The sequence below is a fragment of the Halochromatium sp. NSM3 genome (genome assembly GCF_059621085.1).
In genome coordinates this window covers 16,671-34,040 of sequence record NZ_JCAQIA010000009.1, presented here as the reverse complement: position 1 = coordinate 34,040, position 17,370 = coordinate 16,671, and the positions used below count along the sequence as shown (strand labels likewise).

The window sequence follows — 17,370 nt, the reverse complement described above, 5'->3', positions numbered from 1 at the left end:
TGTGTTGTTCAGGTTGAAACTGTCGGTCATTGGTTCCGCCCAACTGGGCGGGGTGATCCATCACCCTGGATAGTCCTACCGAGTCTGTGGTGCCGGCGGATACTGCAGTGGGGCCGGCGGATAGCGCATCATCGACGGCGGTGGATACTGCAGCTGCGGCGGTTGCTGTTGTGGCTGCGGCTCCGTCGTGGCTTCGGCCTGAGCCTCAGCCGTGGGTGCCGATGTGTCCGCCGCTGCTTGCTCATCGGTCGCCGCTGCTTCTTCCGCTGGCGCGGCTTCTTCAGCCGGTGCAGCTTCTGCTGGTGCGGCTTCTGCTGGCGTAGCTTCCTCAGCCGGTGCAGCTTCCTCGGTTACTTCCTCAGCCGGTGCAGCTTCCGCTGGTGCGGCTTCTTCGGTTGCTTCCTCAGCCGGTGCGGCTTCTGCTTCCGCAGGCTCTTCGGCAGCCTTGGCGGCGGCTAGTCCACCTTCGGGCACTGGCCCCTGCAGCGAGGGATAGTCCTTCACCATCGGCGCACCATAGAGCGGCTTATAGGCGCCCTGATGGCAGGTGGTGCAGTACACCTTATAGACGTCACCCAAGGGGCCTTTCCGTGATTCCGGCAAGACATCGGAGAGTGGCACGACCCAATCGTTGTTCAGCGCTCTGACGTGACGGAGGGCGTACCAAGCGGTGGTCCGCTGAGGCGTACTCTGATCCCAAGCGTAGAACGAACGTGTGTTATGGCAATAGGTGCAGTTGACGCCCAGGGCATCGGACATGTGCATCATCAAGCCATAGGTCCATTCCGCCTGCTTGATCGAGCGCCGATTCCCTTGCGGCAACGCGGTCTCGCCAATGACGCGAATGTCATTGTCTTGCAGTAGGAAAGGCGTGAACGGATCATAAGGAAGTGCCGCGTAAGCCACCGTCTTCGAGCCGATGTTCTGACCCGTCGGCGCTAAGGCCGAAGGCTGCCCCGGACCTGGATCCGAGGTCCAGACGTACTCCGGCACCGGATTGCCGCGGTGACAGGTGTAGCAGGTCACGCCAGTGTCGGCGACGTGGTCTTTCCAATTGGCATTGGTGTCCTGCGTCATCTGCAGCATCTTGCGCGACGCGATCTTGGTGTAGATCCCGTCTTCCTCGAACCCGCCGTCATTGACGTGGCAGTAGTAGCAGCCTTCCTCGGGGGAGACCCAATTGGTCAGTGCAACCATCAAGCGGTTGAACTCATTGACCGTGAGATCACCGAGGACCTGGACGTTTTTGTAGACGTCTTTCGCCATCGGTCCACCCTCGGCTGCCGCCGGGATCGGATCTGGTGGCACATTGGCCTCAAGCGAGCGCTCCAGCAGCTTAGGATTGTATACCGTCTGCATGCCCAGACCACGGTAGCCGTTTTGGATGCTTTCGGGCGGTGGAGCCTCGCATCCGGCCAGGATCGCCGAAGCGCCTAAGGCCGCGAGGATCACCGTCTTACGGTTTAGGAACTTCATTGCGATACCCCCTGCAGCAGGGCCGGATCCTGGATCGTCAATTCGGACGGATACGGAGGCACGATGCCGTGCTTCATCCCCCAGAGATACCAGTTCTCGACCACCGTGCCTGTCAGCAGAATGCCGAGACCTGCGGTAATGACCGTCAGGACCGCGAACCACCAAGCCCAGCGATGGATGGATTCCATGGTGGCGTTGAAGCCCATGGTCCAGCGCCAGAACAGCATTGCACGCTCGGCCGCAGTACCACGACTGGTGATCTGGTCGATCTCACGATCGCCACCGTAGCGCGACACACCTAGGATGGTGCCACCGTGCATGGCGAACAGCACTGCCGAACCGTAGAGGAAGGCAATGGAGAGCGCGTGGAACGGGTTGTAGTAGAAGTTGCCGTACCGGATTGAGATCGCCGCTGTCCAGTCCAGATGCGGGAAGATTCCGAACGGAACCGCCTCACCCCAGCTACCCATCATCACCGGGCGAATGAAGCCCAGCACCAGGTAGAAGAAGATGGCCGCAGCAAAGGCCCAAGACACATGCGTACCGGTGCCAAGGTCGATGGCGCGCCGGTACGTCCTGACCCACCAGAGTAGGATCGATACAGTCAGGAAGAAACCGGCCATCAGCCACCAGCCACCATCACCCAAGGGCGGAATGCTCAGCCCATAGGCCGGCGGTGGCGGCTCGAGCGCGAGCCAGAAAAAGTTCTTGAAGAACTCGATCAGGCTCCAGTTCACCGAGGCCAGCATATTGAAGCCGATGATCTCGATGGCGATGAAGCCGAAGATCAGCGATGCCACGCCGGTAAAGCCTAGATAGATAGGACCGATCTGCGCGTCGCCGATCTTACCAATCCAGTAACTGAAGATCGGCTTACCGAGCCGCGCGAGACTGCCGGGTGGCAGGTCGACGCCGGGATAGGCCGGCTCGCGGACCTGAACCCGCGTAAAGATGTTTTGATACTCAGCCATGTTGGTGTCCTCTTATGACCAGAACGGCAACTCGAGCCACCAGTTCCACCACTCTGGCCAGCCACGCGTCCAGAATGGGCCACTGATCACGATACACACGGCACTCCAGAAGGCCGCATTGATCGCAAGGAACAGACCCAAACGGTGGATGCCCAGCGCGCCGATGGAGTAACCGACGAGATCGCGAAAGAAGGAGTTCTCATGCTCACCCGTCTTCACGGGCTCGCCCTTTTGCGGATTCGTCATCGACAGGATCAACGAACCGTGCAGGCCCAGCGCGAGCGCGTTGGTGAAGAAGAACGTGATCGCCAACATGTGGGCTGGGTTGTAGTGGAAGTGCAGGTATTGGTAACCTACATTCGACACCCAGTCGAGATGGCTGAAGATACCGTAGGGGAAACCATGCCCCCAGGCGCCCATCAGCACCGGCCGAACCACAGTCAGCGTGATGTAGGCAAGGATCGCAAAGCTGAAGGCGATCGGGACATGCAGCCCCATACCCAGCTTGCGAGCAATTTCAACTTGACGCAGCGCCCAGGAAACAAAGGCGCCAATCGCACAGATGGTGATGAATTGCCACAAGCCACCTTCCGTGAGTGGCGCCATCGTGAGCCCATAGCTCAGATCTGGCGGGGCAATAGAGATTTGCCAAAGGTTCCAGGTCGGGCCGATGGCCGCGCCCCAGACGATTAGCAGTGTACCTAAAGTCGCGAAGAAGACCGCCGAAACTCCGAAGAAGCCGACATAAAACGGCCCCACCCAAAAGTCGAACGTGTCCCCCCCGAGCAAGTTACCGCCGCGTACGCGGTATTTTTTCTCGAAACTCAGCATGGCCATTGAAGATTTCCTCTGCTGGGGAGGTCGTGCGAAAACGCCCTCCTCGTAGCAAGATCAACGGCAGGCGGTGCCATGCTGGCACCCGCGCTGCCGTCATCCGATAGGCCCTTTTACTGCTGCTGCGGGACGACCTGAGCAGTCTTCGCGCCTTCAATAGGAGGAATACCATCGTCGAGCCAGTTGAGCTCGGTGCTGAGCACGATCATGTGGATCGCCAGGCCAAGAAAGGTCAAGAACACCATAAGTGCGTACAGCGCGGTCACTGGATTGACTAACAGCCAGATTTTGTAGAGTTTCTCGTTCATTTCTCATTTCTCCAATATTCGGGTAGAAGGTGTGGATCAAGGGAAGCGATATCGCCGCATGATCCAAACGAAGCATTAACCTGACAACGCCGGCTTAGAGCCAGGGGCGGTAGAGCCATGCCAGGACATGTGCAAACACGACGAGGCCGAAAAAGGCGATCATGCTAGACATGAAAATGCCGTGAAACTCTTGAGCCTCTTCTTCCGTCAAACCAGTCAAACTCTTGTTGTCTGCCATGGGGTTACCCTCCGGTTCAGCTAATTAGGCCATTTGGCCATTGGCGCATGATATATGCGTCACCAGGAAGCGCCGTGACTGCGTGTGCCGCAGCGCTTTTGGACATCCGCTTAACGCGGATACTGACTTGGCTTTCACGACAGGAAGCATTCGCCCGGTGTCGCGCAAGCCCGAAAAAAAGTCTGGACTAGGCAATAAGCGACCTAGCCAAGCGAAACCACTGATGATCCGCGCGGCGCCATCCGTTCCGCTACCCGATGTCAACGCAAGGCGCGTGACCGATAACGGCCGCAGCTGGTCGAGGACGAGCGTGAAGGTGGACATGTCAGGCGAGGTGATCACGATTTGAGGTGCGTTTGGTCTTCGCTCATCCGCTGTGTGGGGGCGGCTTCGTGCCTGCTGCTGAAGGCGCCCAACGATTAAGTGTCAGTTTAGCCTGACCACACCTAATGTCAAGGCTCATTTACACACGGACTGTCAACGCAGGTTGGCAGTCTGTGTTTTGATTGACTTATCGCAGGATGAAGCTGCGGAGGTGGCCTAGAGCGGGTCATCAAGCACCGCAACGACAACGCAAAGGACGCGCGGAGCACGCGCCGGAGCCCAGACGAATAGGCAAGAGGCAGGATGAGAGCACAGGGTCGCGACCCGGAAACGAGCCCGCACCGGACAACGGGTTCGCTGCCGCTGAACGCGCGCGTCAGCCGTGTCGACGACGGCCCGTTGCGCTAGCGGATAGACGGATAGCGCCAGCAAGGGGCGATGACTAGGAGAGACGGATCAACCCGCAGCCGTAACATGCAGCGGGCTAGAGGGCGCACATTCTCTATCGGTTCAATCGGCCCTCGGGATCGGGGCCAATGTCCGATTTCATGGCAGTCGGAAGGGAGGGAGCATGAAGCGTAAAATCAGGCAGATCGCCCACGCGCGAGCTGTGCCTGGGTCTCGCGCAAGGTTGCGGCCGTGACCTGATCCTCGCCAGCCATCCGCGCCGCGCGCTCGGCTGCGTCGCGCAACCGCTTGGCGGCGGAGATGCGGGTCAGGATCGGGGTTGTCTCGAGGATCTCCTCGAGCAAGCGTTGCGCGTCCGTGTCCCAAGGCAACTCCCGGTGCATTCGCGAGGGGGTTGCCTCGACCTGATCGAGGTCGGTGCCGAGCGGCAGGATATTGAACAGCGCGTCGAAGAGCGCGTTACAGACCTCTTGGATCAGATAGGTCGCCCCCGAATAGCCCATGAACGGCGTGCCGGTGTGGCGCCGAATAATAGTCCCAGGCAGCGAGGCCGGAATAAACGCCGCGCGTCCGCCAATCTCGGCCAGGTACATGCGCTCGTTGTAGCCACCGAACAGGATCAGCGGCGTCTTCGTGTGCACGGCCTCGCGCACCGCATCGTTGTCCGGCTTCTTCCCCGGTCGACGCGGGACGGCGAAGTTGCAGGGCAAGCCCATCTCATCCTCGAGGAAATGGCGCACACCACGGGTATAGGTCTCGGTCGCGGCGATGCCGAAGCTGGCGGTGCCAAAGAAATCCTGCGTCACCGAGCGCCACAGATCCCAGATCGGCTTGATCGTGGTGTGCTTCTCGCGCTCGATGAAGGGCTCCGGGTCCAGCCCAAGCAATTCGCCAAGCGCACGCAGGAAGTTCGTCGTGCTGTGCAATCCGATCGGCGCCTGCAGATAGGGCTTCTCGAGCGCCTCGCACAGCTTGCGGCCAAACTCACGGTAGAGGCAGACATTCACCTTGGCATCGGCCAAGCGCGGCACATCGTCGAGGTGGGTACCGAGCGGGAAGGTCAGATTGACCTCGGCACCGATACCCTCGATCAGCCGACGGATCTCGGCGAGATCCGACCAGGTGTTGAACATCCCGTAGATCGGGCCGATGAGATTGACCAGCGGCTTGTCCCCCTCCTTGCGCGCCTTCGCCTTCGCCGTCTTGGCCCGCCGCTTCGCGCCGGCGGCGCCATACTGATTCCACAGCCAGACGATCGCGCGATCGGCGCTCTGCCACTGATCCTCGTCGATGGTGCGCGGCAGGAAGCGCTGGATCGGCGTGCCGGAGGGGGTCACGCCCCCGCCGATCATCTCGGCAATGCTGCCAGTGACGACCACCGCCGGTTGCTCGGGATCAAGGGTCGAGAAGGCACGACGCATCGCGTTCTCGGTGCCATCCTGCCCCAGCTCCTGCTCGCCGAGCCCCGTGACCACCACCGGCAGTTCATGCGGCGGAAGCGCATCGGTGTAATGCAACACCGCAGTGACCGGCAGGTTTTCACAGCCGACCGGCCCGTCGATGATCACCGACAGGCCCTTGACTGCCGTGAACACATAGACCGAGCCCCAATAGCCGCCCGCGCGATCGAGATCCTGAATCAGCATCAGCCCTGGCCTCCCGAGCGGGCCATCTTACGCGCGGGCTTGTTACCTGGCTTGTTCGCTGGTTTGTTCACTGTTGGGCTCGGTCGAGGGGTCGGCTGCTGATCCCAGACCCCGGCGGCGTCGCCCTCGCCAACTCCGGCGAAGAAGGCCGTCATCCGGTCGAAACGCGCCTGGTTGGCGAGCGCGGCATTGACCACCTGCGCCAGGGAGCCGGCCCCGGCCGGCCCCATCAGCGGTCGCGCCGATATCAGATTGGTGAAATAGAGCGCCGGAATCGACTGCTCCTTCGCATGTTGCACGACCGGCGTGGTGCCGATGGCCAGATCCGGCTTCACCGCGTCGACCGCCGCCTTGTCCTGCTCCAGCGTGGCGCGGAATTGGACCACGACGCCCTTGGCCTCGAGCCAGTCGCGGTCGGCCTCGGACCAGGGTGTGCGTGGTGTGGCGGTGCCGACATAGGGCACGCGGGCGCCGCTCTCGATCAGCAGGCGCGCGACCAGCAGCTCCGAGCCCTCGTAGCCGGAGACGATAATGGTGCCATCGATCGGCGCCTTCGCCATGGCCCCTTGGATCGCGGGCAGGAAGGTATTCTTGGCTGTGGCGATCCGCTCCTCGGCGACGTTGCAGGCCCTGCCGATCGCCTCGAGCCAGGCGGCGGTGCCATCGTAGCCCACCGGCGCCGAGCCGACCACAGCGCGCCCGGCCTGCTGGAACTCGCGGATCGACGCGGTGTAATAAGGATGGATGGCGGCGACGGCGGCGCAGTCTAGCGCGGCATAGAGTTCCCGCCACTCGCGCGTCGGCACCACTGGCCCGGTGGCCAGCCCCAGCGGCGCGAGCATGGCGCCGATGCCGACTGGATCGGCTGGGAACATCTCGCCGAGCAGCGTCACCGTCGGCTGCTCGCTGCGCCCACCGCGCGGCGCCTGCACCGGACCCTGCTCCGCCTCGCCGCGCGCATAGCGCAACATGGCGCTGGCCAACACATCCTTGGCCTCAGCATGGGTCGGTACCCCGAACCCTGGGACGTCGATGCCGATGATGCGCACGCCATTCTGCGCCTTCGGCAGCAAGCGCAGCGGCACGCCGGAGGCGGTCGGCACGCACAGGTTCATCACCACAACGGCATCGTACTTGTCCGGATCAGAGAGCTGCTGGACGGCCTCACGCACATCCTCGAACAGCTTGCCGGTGACCAGCGTCTCGGAATCGAAGGGGACATAGCCGACGCTGCGCCGCGCACCATAGAAGTGCGAGGTGAAGCTCAGCCCATAAACACAGCAGGCCGAGCCGCAGAGGACGGAGGCGGTGCGACGCATACGCAGACCGACGCGAAGAGACCCAAAGGCCGGACACATGGTTTGGGGCTGATCATGGGGTCCGGTGGGATAGTCGGTCGCCAAGCGCTCGAGCACTTCGCTCTTACCCGCCGCTTCTGCGGCTCGGCGCAGTTCATCGCTGCCCGCGTGGCAGCCGTGACCCTCGTCGCCGAGCGCTGCGTCGTCGCTCGGCACCGAGATCGAAGTTTGTTCCGGAGAGCGCGTGCCTGACCCGCTCTCTCGCGCGTCGCCTTCGCTGCCCGCCATCGAGAACGGAGTTGCTTGCTGGTGCACTGATTGCATCGGAGTCGCTATCTCAGGCCTCGTCGTAGACCACTTCGAGGGACGGCTTATTGAGGTTCGCCGCATTGCACATATCCTCGATGGTCGCGGGCTCGAGCACGACATCGCGCCCCACGGCATCGCTGGCGAACAGGTTGAGCAGTTCATCTTGAGTGAGCGGTTTGGCGCGCAATGGCGGCGCTTCGGCCGCATTCACGCCCAACTCCTCGAACAGCGGCGCCCAGGTCCCACCAGGCACGCCCACGATCTGATAAGCCGCGCTCTTGCGACGGATGTCGTCATCCGCCGGGATCGAGGCCAAGACCGGAATCCCGGCCTTCTGCGCCCAGGCCTGGGCCTCGCCAGTGCCGTCATCCTTGTTGATGACGATGCCGGCGACGCCGACGTTACCGCCGAGCCCACGAAAATATTCGACCGCAGAGCAGACGTTGTTGGCGACGTAGAGCGATTGCAGATCGTTGGAGCCGACGACGATGACCTTCTGGCACATATCGCGCGCGATCGGCAGACCGAAGCCACCGCAGACCACATCGCCAAGGAAATCGAGCAAGACGTAGTCGAAGTCCCATTCGTGGAAACCGAGCCCCTCGAGGATCTCGAAGCCGTGAATGATCCCACGCCCACCGCAGCCGCGGCCAACCTCGGGGCCGCCCAGCTCCATCGCGAACACCCCATCGCGCTTGAAGCAGACGTCGCCGATGGCGACCTCCTCGCCAGCGGCCTTCTTCTTCGACGAGGTCTCGATGATGGTGGGGCAGGCCTTGCCACCGAACAGCAGCGTGGTGGTATCGCTCTTCGGATCACAGCCGATCAGCAGCACCTTCTTGCCCTGCTGCGCGAGCATGTAGGAGAGATTGGCGAGGGTGAAGCTCTTGCCGATACCACCCTTACCATAGATCGCGATGATCTGGGTCTGCTTGATCGCGGGCGCCGCGCTCGACAAGGCGGCGGGCTGCTCGGGCAGACCGATGTTCACAGCGCCAGCTGTGGCGGGGGCGTTAGCCATGCATTCCTCTCCAATCGAGAACCATCTTCAGGCAGGTGGGATCATCGAAGGCCGTCTCGTAGGCAGCAGCGGCCTCGGCGGCGTCATAGCGATGGGTAATCAAGCCATCAAGCGACAGCGTGCCGGTTTCGATCAGCGTGCGCACGGCGCTCAAATCGGCATCGCGGAACTCGGCTGCGACGCGCAAGCGCAACTCGCGCATGAAGGCGGGCGGGAAGTCGAACGAGAGCGGCGCCTCGTAGAACCCAGCGAGCACAATCTCGCCACCGCGTGCCAGCCGACCGATGAGCGTATCGAGCAGCGCGCTGTCGCCGCTGACATCGCAGATCACCGCATAGTCGAGCCGCTCGTCGGTTTGGGGATCGATCACAGCGTAACCCGCCGCACCGCTCGCGCGTGTCGGGTTGGTCTCCCAGACCACCGGCGGCGGCGCCCCGAGCGCAAGCGCGACCCGCGCCAGCAGCCGACCGAGGACACCATGGCCGACGATCAGATCCGGGCAGGTCTTGCCCTCGCCGGCGATGGCATGATGGGCGGTGGCGGCAAGCGCCATCAACACGCCCTGCTCGCCCAGCGTAGCGGGGATCGGCAGCAACCGCGCACCGGGCACCACGACCCGGGCTGCGGCGCCGCCGAACAGGCCGTTGACGTCGCTATAGCAGCGCGCGCCGGGCACGAACACGAGTTCGCCCTCGCTGCGACCGCTGTCGACGCCGGCCTGTGTGACACGTCCAACCGACTCATAACCCGGCACCAGCGGGTAGCCCATGCCGGGAAACACCGGCATGCGCCCGGTCCACAGCAACCGCTCGGTGCCGGTACTGATGCCGCTGTAGTCGATCTCGACCACGCAATCGGCCTCGCCCGCCGGGGTCAGCGCGACGCGTCTGACTGCGAGCTGCCGTGGTTCATCGAGGACGACGGCTAAGGTAGAGAGTTCGGACGAGGCGTTCACGGTGTGCGTTACAGTCTATAAAGTTATAGTGTCAGTCTAGCTTGACTCGGTGCTATGTCAAGCCTGATTTACACCCTGACTGTCAACCTAGGTTGGCAGTCAGGGCTCTGATTGACGTATCGCAAGCGCGCACCTCAAACCGCCGTCGCGACCAGGAGACGGGTCTGCATCGGACGGCGGGTTGGGCGCAGTTGGATGCCGCCAAAGCCCGCCTCGCGCAGCATCGCCTCGAGTTCATGGGGCGGGCGCGGTCGGCCACTGCCCATCGCCAGCAGATAGAGGCCGAAATAAGCATCGCCGATCGGCTCGGCCCCCGGCGTCTCGGCCATGGGCTCGGCCAGCAGCAGGGTCGCGCCGCGCTCCAGCGACGCCCGCACCGCCTGCAGGATCCGCAGCGCCTGGTCGTCGTCGTGGTCATGCACCACCCGCACCAGCGAGCAGATATCCGCCCCTTGCGGTAAGGGCGTGCGCAGCAGATCGCCGCCGACGGCCTCGGCGCGCTCACCGAGCCCGAGTGCTTCAAAGCGCTGTTGGGCGCGCTCGGCAACCGCTGGCAGGTCGAACAGTCGAAGCTTGAGATGCGGCCAACGCTCGGCCACAGCAAGCAGGAAGTTGCCCTGACCGCCGCCGACATCCATCAAGCAGCGATGCGCCTGCAAGGAATAGGCATCGAGCACATCGCCAGCGACGAAGGCGTTGGACACGCTCATCAGCTCGCTGTATTCGCGCACCGAGGCATCGGCCTCCTGCGCCGGGTCGAGCGAGCTGGCATAGGCCCAATAGCGGCCCAGCTCGGTCTGCGCCTTCTCGCCGCGCAGTAGCGCCAGCGGGTTCTCGAGGTCGCGATAGAGCATCTGGTGATGCTTGACCATGGCGGCGATGCCTGGGTTAGCAAGCATCGCCGCGCCATGATTACCCAGACCGAAGCACGGCGAGCCCTCGGCATCGGCACCCCGACGCTCCAGAAGATCCAGTGCCACCGCCGCGCGCAGGAGCCGATCCGCCTGCGGCTCGGTCATCCCCATGCGGGGCGCCAGCGCGGACAGCGCCAGCGGCCCCTCGGCCAACTGGTCGACCAGCTCGAGTTCGACACAGGCATAGAGGATCTGCGAGTAGACGAAACCTGCGGTGATGTCGAAGAGCGAGCGCGCCCGGCGCCGCGCGATCGGGCGCGTGAGCGGAAAACCGGCCGCCCAACGCTGGAAACCAGGACGCGCAATCAGGCGATTACGCCATTCGCGCCAATCGAAGCGTAGTCCCATGCGTGCTGCTCAGCCGCCCGTGGCGGCCAGTCGCCGCGCGAAATCATCGGCGATTGGCGACGGCAGCAGGCGCTGCATCTCGCCGACCACCAGCGCCCGCAGCTTGTCGGCGCCCGGACAGGTCGGGATCGAGTCCAGCGCCTCGCGGATCAGGCCGACCAGGCGCTCGAGGGCGCCATCGACGCCCAGCGCCGCGACCGCGCTCGGACGCGCATGCGCCGCATCCTGCCCCACCGGCTTGCCGAGTTCCTCGGCATCGCCGGCAACATCGCGCAGATCATCGGCCACCTGATAGGCCTCGCCCAGGTTCGCTCCCAAGGTACGCCACTCGGCCGGATTGCGTCCCGCTGCGGCGGCGCCGGCCTCGGTCGCGGCCGCGAACAACGCCGCAGTCTTCTGGCGGTGATACTCGCTCAGATCGACCTGCTCCTCGCACTCCCAGGCCTGACCGGCAACGATACCATCCTTGAGGCCAACCGCCCGACCCACGATCATCAACAATGGGGCCAGACGCTCCGGATGGCGCAAGGTATGCCAGGCCAGATTCTCGAACGCGAGCACGATCAACCCATCCCCGGCCAGCACCGCGAGCCGTTCGCCATAGGCACGATGCACCGAGGGTTGTCCGCGACGCATGTCGGCATCATCAAAGCAGGGCAGATCATCGTGGACCAGCGAGGCACAATGCAGCAGCTCCAATGACGCGGCGGCCGCATCGGTCACGGCCGGCACATCGTCGCCGCAGGCCAGGGCAACAGCAAGGCAAAGACGAGGACGCACCCGTGAGGCTGGCGTCAGCACGGCATGACGCACGGCTTGGCGCAGCAGCGGCGGTGAATCATCGCCCATGCCCTTGGCGATGGCGGCCTCTAGGGCCTGCTCGATCCGCTGCAAGGCATCCATTGGTGTGTCCTCGTGATGAGTGGGTTGATCGTGATGGTGTCGGTCGGTCACACCGAGAGGTCATGTAAGATAGACAGCTCCCCAAGGAGCGTCAAACGACCGGGATCAACTCTCGCGTCAATAACACCCCAAGACAGCTGATCGGATGCGAGGTAGAAGGTGGCAACGGAGCGAGTCGTGATCGTAGGGGCCGGCATCGGCGGACTGACCTCGGCCATCGAGCTTGCCGCACGCGGGCTCGATGTGACCGTCCTCGAGCGCTCGGATGCCCCCGGCGGCAAGATGCGCGAAGTGCGGGTCGGCGAGGTGCCGATCGATGCCGGCCCGACCGTGTTCACCATGCGCTGGGTCTTCGAGGCGATCTGCGAAGCCGCCGGCAGCTCGCTCGCCGCCGAGGTCGAACTCGAACGGGCCGAGGTCTTGGCGCGCCACGCCTGGAGCGCCACCGAGCGCCTGGATCTCTTCGCCGACCTCGAACGCTCCGCCGACGCCATCGCCGCCTTCTCCGGTCCGGCCGAGCGACAGCGCTTCCTCGCCTTCAGCGAGGATGCCAAGGCGATCTATCGCACCCTCAAGGAGCCCTTCATCAGCGCCACGCGACCCAGCCCGGTCGGTTTGGTGCGACGGATCGGCCCCGGCGGCCTCGGTGGCCTGATCGATATCAAGCCCTTCGCGACCCTGTGGTCGGCGCTCGGCGAGCATTTTCGCGACCCCAGGCTGCGCCAACTGTTCGGACGCTACGCGACCTATTGCGGCTCCTCGCCCTACGCCGCGCCGGCCACGCTGATGCTCGTCGCCCATGTCGAGCAGGATGGCGTCTGGCTGGTCAAGGGCGGCATGCACCAGCTCGCGCAGGCCTTTGCCGGACTCGCGCAGCGCCTCGGTGCCACCTTCCGCTACCAGGCCGAGGTCAGCGAGATCAGGCTCGAGCGCGGCCGGGTCAATGGGGTCACACTGGCCAGCGGCGAGCGCATCCCTGCTGATGCGGTCATCATCAACGGTGACACCAATGCCGTGGCCTCCGGCCTCTTCGGCAAGCGGGTCAGTCGCGCCGTGCCGCCGACGCCACCGGCGGATCGCTCGCTTTCGGCGATCACCTGGAATCTGCTCGCCAAGGCCGAGGGCTTCCCGTTGAGCCGGCATACGGTGTTCTTCTCCCATGATTATCAGGCGGAGTTCGACGACATCCTCCAGCACCAACGCATCCCGCGCGCACCGACGGTCTACGTCTGCGCGCAGGACCGCGACGCTCATGACGGCCCCCCACCCGAGGGCCCGGAGCGCTTGCTGTGCCTCGTCAACGCGCCGGCCATCGGCGACACCCATTCCTTCCATCGTTCAGAGATCGAGCAATGCGCCCAGAGCACCTTTGGCCTCCTGGAACGCTGTGGTCTGCACATCCAGCAGGACCCCATGCATGCCCAGGTGACGACCCCCACGGCCTTCGAGCAGCTGTTCCCAGCCACGGGCGGGGCGCTGTACGGCCGCGCCTCCCATGGCTGGATGGCCTCGTTCTCGCGGCCGGGGGCGCGCACCAAGATCCCGGGGCTGTATCTGGCGGGGGGCAGCACGCATCCGGGGCCGGGCGTGCCGATGGCGGCGCTCTCGGGCCGGCTCGCGGCCGCCAGTTTGACGGCGGACCGCGTTTCGACCAAGCGCTGAGGCCGAACGGCTACCATTGGTGGTACGTCGATGCGCTGAGCGATGACGGCGACTATGGCATCACCCTCATCGCCTTCATCGGCAGCGTCTTCTCGCCCTACTACGCCTGGGCCCGCCGCCGTGGCCGTGGTGACCCGGAGCACTTCTGCGCGCTCAATGTCGCGCTCTACGGCAAGGACCGCACCGCCTGGGCGATGACCGAGCGCGGACGCGGTCAGTTACAGCGCGACGCGCACAGGCTGATGATCGGCCCGAGCCGCATCGAGTGGGACGGCGCCGCGTTGACCTTCCACATCGACGAGCGCGCCGCGCCGCTGCCTCGGCGCATTCGCGGCCGCGTGCGCGTGCATCCGCGCGCGCTCACCCCGGGACCGATCAGCCTCGACCCTGCAGGCCGTCATCACTGGTGGCCGATCGGTCCCGAGTCGCGCGTCGAGGTGGCGTTGGAACAACCGGCCCTACGCTGGTCCGGCCCCGGCTATCTGGACAGCAACCAGGGTGACGAACCGCTCGAAGCCGGTTTTCGCCAATGGGATTGGTCGCGTGCCAAACTGCGCCAGGGCTCGGCCGTGCTCTATGACATGACCTTTGTGGATGGCGCTCGCCGCTCGCTCGCCTTACGGTTCAATGGCAACGGTGACGCCGAACCGTTCGAACCAGCACCGCCCGCGCCCCTACCCCGCACCTTCTGGTGGCGCATCCCTCGCGCCATCCAAAGCGAGGCGAACGCCCACACCAAGGTGCTCGAGACGCTCGAGGATACGCCCTTCTACGCGCGCTCGACCATCCGCGCCAAACTCCTCGGCGAGCCGGTCACGGCCTTTCACGAAAGCCTGTCGCTGACCCGCTTCGAGACGCGCTGGGCGCAACTGCTGTTGCCGTTTCGGATGCCGCGCATCGCCGCTGGCTGATCACCAGGGCCGGTAGGTCAACCCGGGGATGCTGCGCTCATTGATCCGCGCGGGCAGCTCATGGATGAGCGCTTCGAGTTCGGCGCGGTTGACGTAACGGCCGAAGGAGGCCTTGGCGGCATCGAGCGGGACCTCGACGTAATAACGCTGCTGATCCGGCTCTGGAAGAACCTGCAGCGTGTTGTCCTCGGCATCCAAGATCCCGAGGTAGTCATCCTCGGATTGCAGGCGATCGAGCATCTGCTCGCAGATCGCCTTGGTGGTCATCTCCACCGCGCTTGCCGACGACACGCGCTCGCCAGAACGGTTGATCAAATAGAAGACACGAAAATGCATGCTGGTGTTCTCTCGCGACGCCGATCGCCCAATCGACACCCAAGCCTTTCATAGTATCATCAGAATGCCTTTGCTGAATATCAGCGGTTGCGGAGCATCCTCATGGCGTTTCTCAAGCTCAAGCTGCACTGGCAGATCCTGATCGCCCTGGCGCTGGCCATCATCATCGGCCTGCTCGTCGGCGAGGACGGCAACCTGTTCGGGGTGACGTTCACGGCCATCTTCGACTTCATCGGCCAGCTCTTCCTGAACGCGCTGAAGATGCTCATCGTGCCGTTGATCGTCTCCTCGATCATCGTCGGCTTGGCCAGCATCGGCGACTCCGACAATCTGGGGCGGCTCGGCGCCAAGACCATCGGTTACTACGCGCTGACCAGCTTCCTGGCCATCGTGGTCGGCCTGGCGATGGTCAACCTGATTCAGCCCGGCGTCGTTGAAGGCAGCGCGCAAGAGGTGTTTGGACTCAGCGCCGAGGCGTCCGAACTCGAGACCCAATTCGCCGATAAGGGCGCCGATGACATCGTCGCCATCTTCCTGCGCATGATACCGACAAACATCGTCGCCGCCGCCGCCAATACCCAGATGCTCGGGCTGATCTTCTTCAGCCTCCTGTATGGGTTCTTCATGACCCGCGTCGCCAACCCCTATGCCGAGGCGCAATACCACTTCTTCAACGGCATGTTCCAGATTATGATGAAGATCACTGATCTGGTGATGCGCTTCGCCCCGCTCGGCGTCTTCGCACTGGTGGCCAAGACGGTCGCCAGCACCGGCCTTGATGCCTTCATCCCGCTGGCGCAATTCTTCTTCACCGTAGTGCTGGCGCTTGGACTGCATTTCCTTGTCACCTTGCCGCTGCTGCTGCGCTTCCTGGGTGGCGTCAGCCCGCTGCGCCACTATCGCGCCGTCAGCCCGGCGCTGCTGACCGCCTTCTCGACCGCGTCCTCTTCGGCCACCCTGCCGCTGACCATGGAATGCGTCGAGAAAAACGCCGGCGTGTCGAACAAAACGACGAGCTTCGTGCTGCCACTCGGCGCGACCATCAACATGGACGGCACCGCGCTCTACGAATGCGTCGCGGTGATGTTCATCGCCCAGGCCTATGGCATCGAACTCGGGCTCGCCACGCAATTCAGTGTGGTGCTGCTGGCGCTGATGACCTCGATTGGCGTCGCCGGCATCCCGGCTGCAAGCCTGGTCGCGATCGCCATCATCCTCTCGGCGGTGGGCCTGCCGCTCGAGGGGCTGGGACTGATCCTCGCGGTCGACCGCATCCTGGATATGATGCGCACGGCGGTGAACGTCACGAGCGACTCCGCCGGTGCCGTCATCATCGCCACCTCGGAGGGCGAGCAAGGCATCCTCGAGAAGGCGCCCCTACCAAAGACCGGTACCTGAGAGCAGGCGCTGCGGCGAATGACGCGCAGCGGCGAGCCGTCACGGGACGGGAAACGGGCTCAAGCCGACGACGCTGGCGCGCACCGTGCTCTCAAGCTGACGTCGCCAGCGGCGAAGGTGCGCTGACCCTCGGCGGTCTCGAGTCGGAGATTGCCCTGGCGATCGATGCCGCGATACCGCCCCTCAATGCGCTGCCGGCCAGTGATCAAGGTCACCGGCTCGCCTCGATAGGCGTCGAGCTGACGCCAGTCGGCGAGAAACGGCGCGAGCCCGACCTCCGCATAGTGCGACAAGCTCGCGGTCAGGGTCTCGATCAGCGCGGCGGCTAGGGCCGTGCGGCTGGGCGCCTGACCGCCGCAGACCTCGGTCAGGTCCACCCAAGGCTGATCGATGGCCTCGGCATCCGCAGCGCGCAGCCCCAAGTTGATGCCGACGCCGACCACGACCCGGCTTGGCCCCTGTGCCTCGCCGGCCACCTCCAGCAACAGACCCGCCAGCTTGCGCTGCTGCCAATGGACATCGTTCGGCCACTTGAGCCCGATGCCCTCGACGCCGAGCCGCTGCAACGCCCGCGCGACCGCGACCCCGCAGGCCAGACTGAGGCCGCCGAGCTGCGCCGGCGCCAGCGCATAGCGCCACAGGATCGAGAGGTAGATGTTGCGCCCGAACGGAGACACCCAGCGCCGCCCCAGCCGCCCGCGCCCGGCGGTCTGGCGCTCGGCCAGGCAGATCTCCCCGGCGCCGAGCCCAACGCCGGCGCCTGCGTTCAGATCCTCGAGCAGATAGGCATTGGTCGAGTCGACCTGATCGAGAATCTCAAGCACGGCGACGCGTTGCCGTGCCGTCGCAGCGAGTTTGGCGTGGATGGTCGCCGGCGACAGCAGCTCGATCGGCGCCGACAGCCGATAGCCCTGCCCACGGACGGCCTCGATGCCGAGACCGAGTTCGCTGTCGAGCTGATGCAGGATCTTCCACACCGCCGTGCGGCTGATCCCCACCGCTGCGGCGATCGCCTCCCCCGAGTGGGTTTCCCCGTCCGCGAGCAGCTGAACGAGCGCGCGCTCGCGTGGCGTCATGGCGGTCATCTCGCCAGCCAAACCGCTCGGCTCG

The 17,370-nt window shown here is 64.4% G+C and carries 16 protein-coding genes; 3 read left to right on the top strand and 13 right to left on the bottom strand.

Features of this window, described 5'->3' with window-relative positions:
* Nucleotides 1–75 precede the first annotated feature (75 nt).
* From pufC to AC54T3_RS05665, 11 genes are all read right to left on the bottom strand, one after another.
* Nucleotides 76–1,476 carry a photosynthetic reaction center cytochrome PufC gene (gene pufC, locus AC54T3_RS05715; protein WP_496623100.1) on the bottom strand — a complete coding sequence of 467 codons (1,401 nt, stop codon included), beginning with the start codon at nt 1,474–1,476 and terminating at the stop codon, nt 76–78.
* Nucleotides 1,473–2,447 carry a photosynthetic reaction center subunit M gene (gene pufM, locus AC54T3_RS05710; RefSeq protein WP_496623098.1) on the bottom strand — a complete coding sequence of 325 codons (975 nt, stop codon included), beginning with the start codon at nt 2,445–2,447 and terminating at the stop codon, nt 1,473–1,475. Before pufM ends, pufC begins: the two co-directional genes overlap by 4 nt.
* A gap of 12 nt (nt 2,448–2,459) precedes the next feature.
* Nucleotides 2,460–3,284 (bottom strand): photosynthetic reaction center subunit L, encoded by an 825-nt coding sequence (pufL, locus tag AC54T3_RS05705; protein WP_496623096.1) that lies wholly within the window; start codon nt 3,282–3,284, stop codon nt 2,460–2,462.
* Between the two features lie 110 nt (nt 3,285–3,394).
* Nucleotides 3,395–3,589 (bottom strand): light-harvesting antenna LH1, alpha subunit, encoded by a 195-nt coding sequence (gene pufA, locus AC54T3_RS05700; RefSeq protein ID WP_496623094.1) that lies wholly within the window; start codon nt 3,587–3,589, stop codon nt 3,395–3,397.
* A 94-nt stretch (nt 3,590–3,683) separates the two neighbouring features.
* Nucleotides 3,684–3,827 (bottom strand): light-harvesting antenna LH1, beta subunit, encoded by a 144-nt coding sequence (gene pufB, locus AC54T3_RS05695; protein ID WP_496623092.1) that lies wholly within the window; start codon nt 3,825–3,827, stop codon nt 3,684–3,686.
* Between the two features lie 908 nt (nt 3,828–4,735).
* Nucleotides 4,736–6,205, bottom strand: a complete 1,470-nt coding sequence (gene bchZ, locus AC54T3_RS05690; protein WP_496623091.1) for a chlorophyllide a reductase subunit Z — start codon at nt 6,203–6,205, stop codon at nt 4,736–4,738.
* On the bottom strand, nt 6,205–7,827 hold the full coding sequence (gene bchY, locus AC54T3_RS05685; protein WP_496623089.1) for a chlorophyllide a reductase subunit Y: 1,623 nt from the start codon (nt 7,825–7,827) through the stop codon (nt 6,205–6,207). The genes bchZ and bchY overlap by 1 nt, the downstream gene beginning before the upstream one ends.
* 13 nt (nt 7,828–7,840) lie before the next feature.
* The gene (locus AC54T3_RS05680; protein WP_496623088.1) at nt 7,841–8,833 is read right to left on the bottom strand and encodes a chlorophyllide a reductase iron protein subunit X; all 993 of its coding nucleotides are present in this window, start codon (nt 8,831–8,833) and stop codon (nt 7,841–7,843) included.
* Nucleotides 8,826–9,788, bottom strand: a complete 963-nt coding sequence (bchC, locus tag AC54T3_RS05675) for a chlorophyll synthesis pathway protein BchC (protein WP_496623086.1) — start codon at nt 9,786–9,788, stop codon at nt 8,826–8,828. The genes AC54T3_RS05680 and bchC overlap by 8 nt, the downstream gene beginning before the upstream one ends.
* A gap of 134 nt (nt 9,789–9,922) precedes the next feature.
* The gene (locus tag AC54T3_RS05670; protein WP_496623084.1) at nt 9,923–11,050 is read right to left on the bottom strand and encodes a methyltransferase; all 1,128 of its coding nucleotides are present in this window, start codon (nt 11,048–11,050) and stop codon (nt 9,923–9,925) included.
* A 9-nt stretch (nt 11,051–11,059) separates the two neighbouring features.
* The gene (locus AC54T3_RS05665) at nt 11,060–11,953 is read right to left on the bottom strand and encodes a polyprenyl synthetase family protein (protein ID WP_496623082.1); all 894 of its coding nucleotides are present in this window, start codon (nt 11,951–11,953) and stop codon (nt 11,060–11,062) included.
* 177 nt (nt 11,954–12,130) lie between these two features.
* On the opposite strand from AC54T3_RS05665, the gene crtD reads away from it, so the two are divergent.
* Together crtD and AC54T3_RS05655 are read left to right on the top strand one after the other, a co-directional pair.
* On the top strand, nt 12,131–13,615 hold the full coding sequence (gene crtD, locus AC54T3_RS05660) for a 1-hydroxycarotenoid 3,4-desaturase CrtD (protein ID WP_496623080.1): 1,485 nt from the start codon (nt 12,131–12,133) through the stop codon (nt 13,613–13,615).
* Nucleotides 13,612–14,526, top strand: a complete 915-nt coding sequence (locus tag AC54T3_RS05655; RefSeq protein WP_496623204.1) for a carotenoid 1,2-hydratase family protein — start codon at nt 13,612–13,614, stop codon at nt 14,524–14,526. The genes crtD and AC54T3_RS05655 overlap by 4 nt, the downstream gene beginning before the upstream one ends.
* Here the strand turns inward: AC54T3_RS05655 and AC54T3_RS05650 are convergent, their stop codons facing one another.
* Complete coding sequence (locus AC54T3_RS05650) at nt 14,527–14,862, bottom strand: hypothetical protein (protein ID WP_496623078.1); 336 nt, start codon at nt 14,860–14,862, stop codon at nt 14,527–14,529.
* Between the two features lie 102 nt (nt 14,863–14,964).
* Between AC54T3_RS05650 and AC54T3_RS05645 the strand changes: the two genes are divergently transcribed.
* Nucleotides 14,965–16,260: a dicarboxylate/amino acid:cation symporter gene (locus tag AC54T3_RS05645; RefSeq protein ID WP_496623076.1), complete on the top strand. Its 1,296-nt coding sequence runs from the start codon at nt 14,965–14,967 to the stop codon at nt 16,258–16,260.
* Nucleotides 16,261–16,319: 59 nt separating this feature from the next.
* On the opposite strand, the gene birA is transcribed toward AC54T3_RS05645, so the two are convergent.
* Complete coding sequence (birA, locus tag AC54T3_RS05640; protein WP_496623074.1) at nt 16,320–17,336, bottom strand: bifunctional biotin--[acetyl-CoA-carboxylase] ligase/biotin operon repressor BirA; 1,017 nt, start codon at nt 17,334–17,336, stop codon at nt 16,320–16,322.
* Between the last annotated feature and the right edge of the window lie 34 nt (nt 17,337–17,370).

Excerpts from the sequence above, each read along its gene's own strand:
- pufC (WP_496623100.1), bottom strand. The coding sequence starts at position 1,476 with ATGAAGTTCCTAAACCGTAAGACGGTGATCCTCGCGGCCTTAGGCGCT.
- pufM (WP_496623098.1), bottom strand. The coding sequence starts at position 2,447 with ATGGCTGAGTATCAAAACATCTTTACGCGGGTTCAGGTCCGCGAGCCG.
- pufL (WP_496623096.1), bottom strand. The coding sequence starts at position 3,284 with ATGGCCATGCTGAGTTTCGAGAAAAAATACCGCGTACGCGGCGGTAAC.
- pufA (WP_496623094.1), bottom strand. The coding sequence starts at position 3,589 with ATGAACGAGAAACTCTACAAAATCTGGCTGTTAGTCAATCCAGTGACC.
- pufB (WP_496623092.1), bottom strand. The coding sequence starts at position 3,827 with ATGGCAGACAACAAGAGTTTGACTGGTTTGACGGAAGAAGAGGCTCAA.
- bchZ (WP_496623091.1), bottom strand. The coding sequence starts at position 6,205 with ATGCTGATTCAGGATCTCGATCGCGCGGGCGGCTATTGGGGCTCGGTC.
- bchY (WP_496623089.1), bottom strand. The coding sequence starts at position 7,827 with ATGCAATCAGTGCACCAGCAAGCAACTCCGTTCTCGATGGCGGGCAGC.
- AC54T3_RS05680 (WP_496623088.1), bottom strand. The coding sequence starts at position 8,833 with ATGGCTAACGCCCCCGCCACAGCTGGCGCTGTGAACATCGGTCTGCCC.
- AC54T3_RS05670 (WP_496623084.1), bottom strand. The coding sequence starts at position 11,050 with ATGGGACTACGCTTCGATTGGCGCGAATGGCGTAATCGCCTGATTGCG.
- AC54T3_RS05665 (WP_496623082.1), bottom strand. The coding sequence starts at position 11,953 with ATGGATGCCTTGCAGCGGATCGAGCAGGCCCTAGAGGCCGCCATCGCC.
- AC54T3_RS05650 (WP_496623078.1), bottom strand. The coding sequence starts at position 14,862 with ATGCATTTTCGTGTCTTCTATTTGATCAACCGTTCTGGCGAGCGCGTG.
- AC54T3_RS05645 (WP_496623076.1), top strand. The coding sequence starts at position 14,965 with ATGGCGTTTCTCAAGCTCAAGCTGCACTGGCAGATCCTGATCGCCCTG.
- birA (WP_496623074.1), bottom strand. The coding sequence starts at position 17,336 with ATGACGCCACGCGAGCGCGCGCTCGTTCAGCTGCTCGCGGACGGGGAA.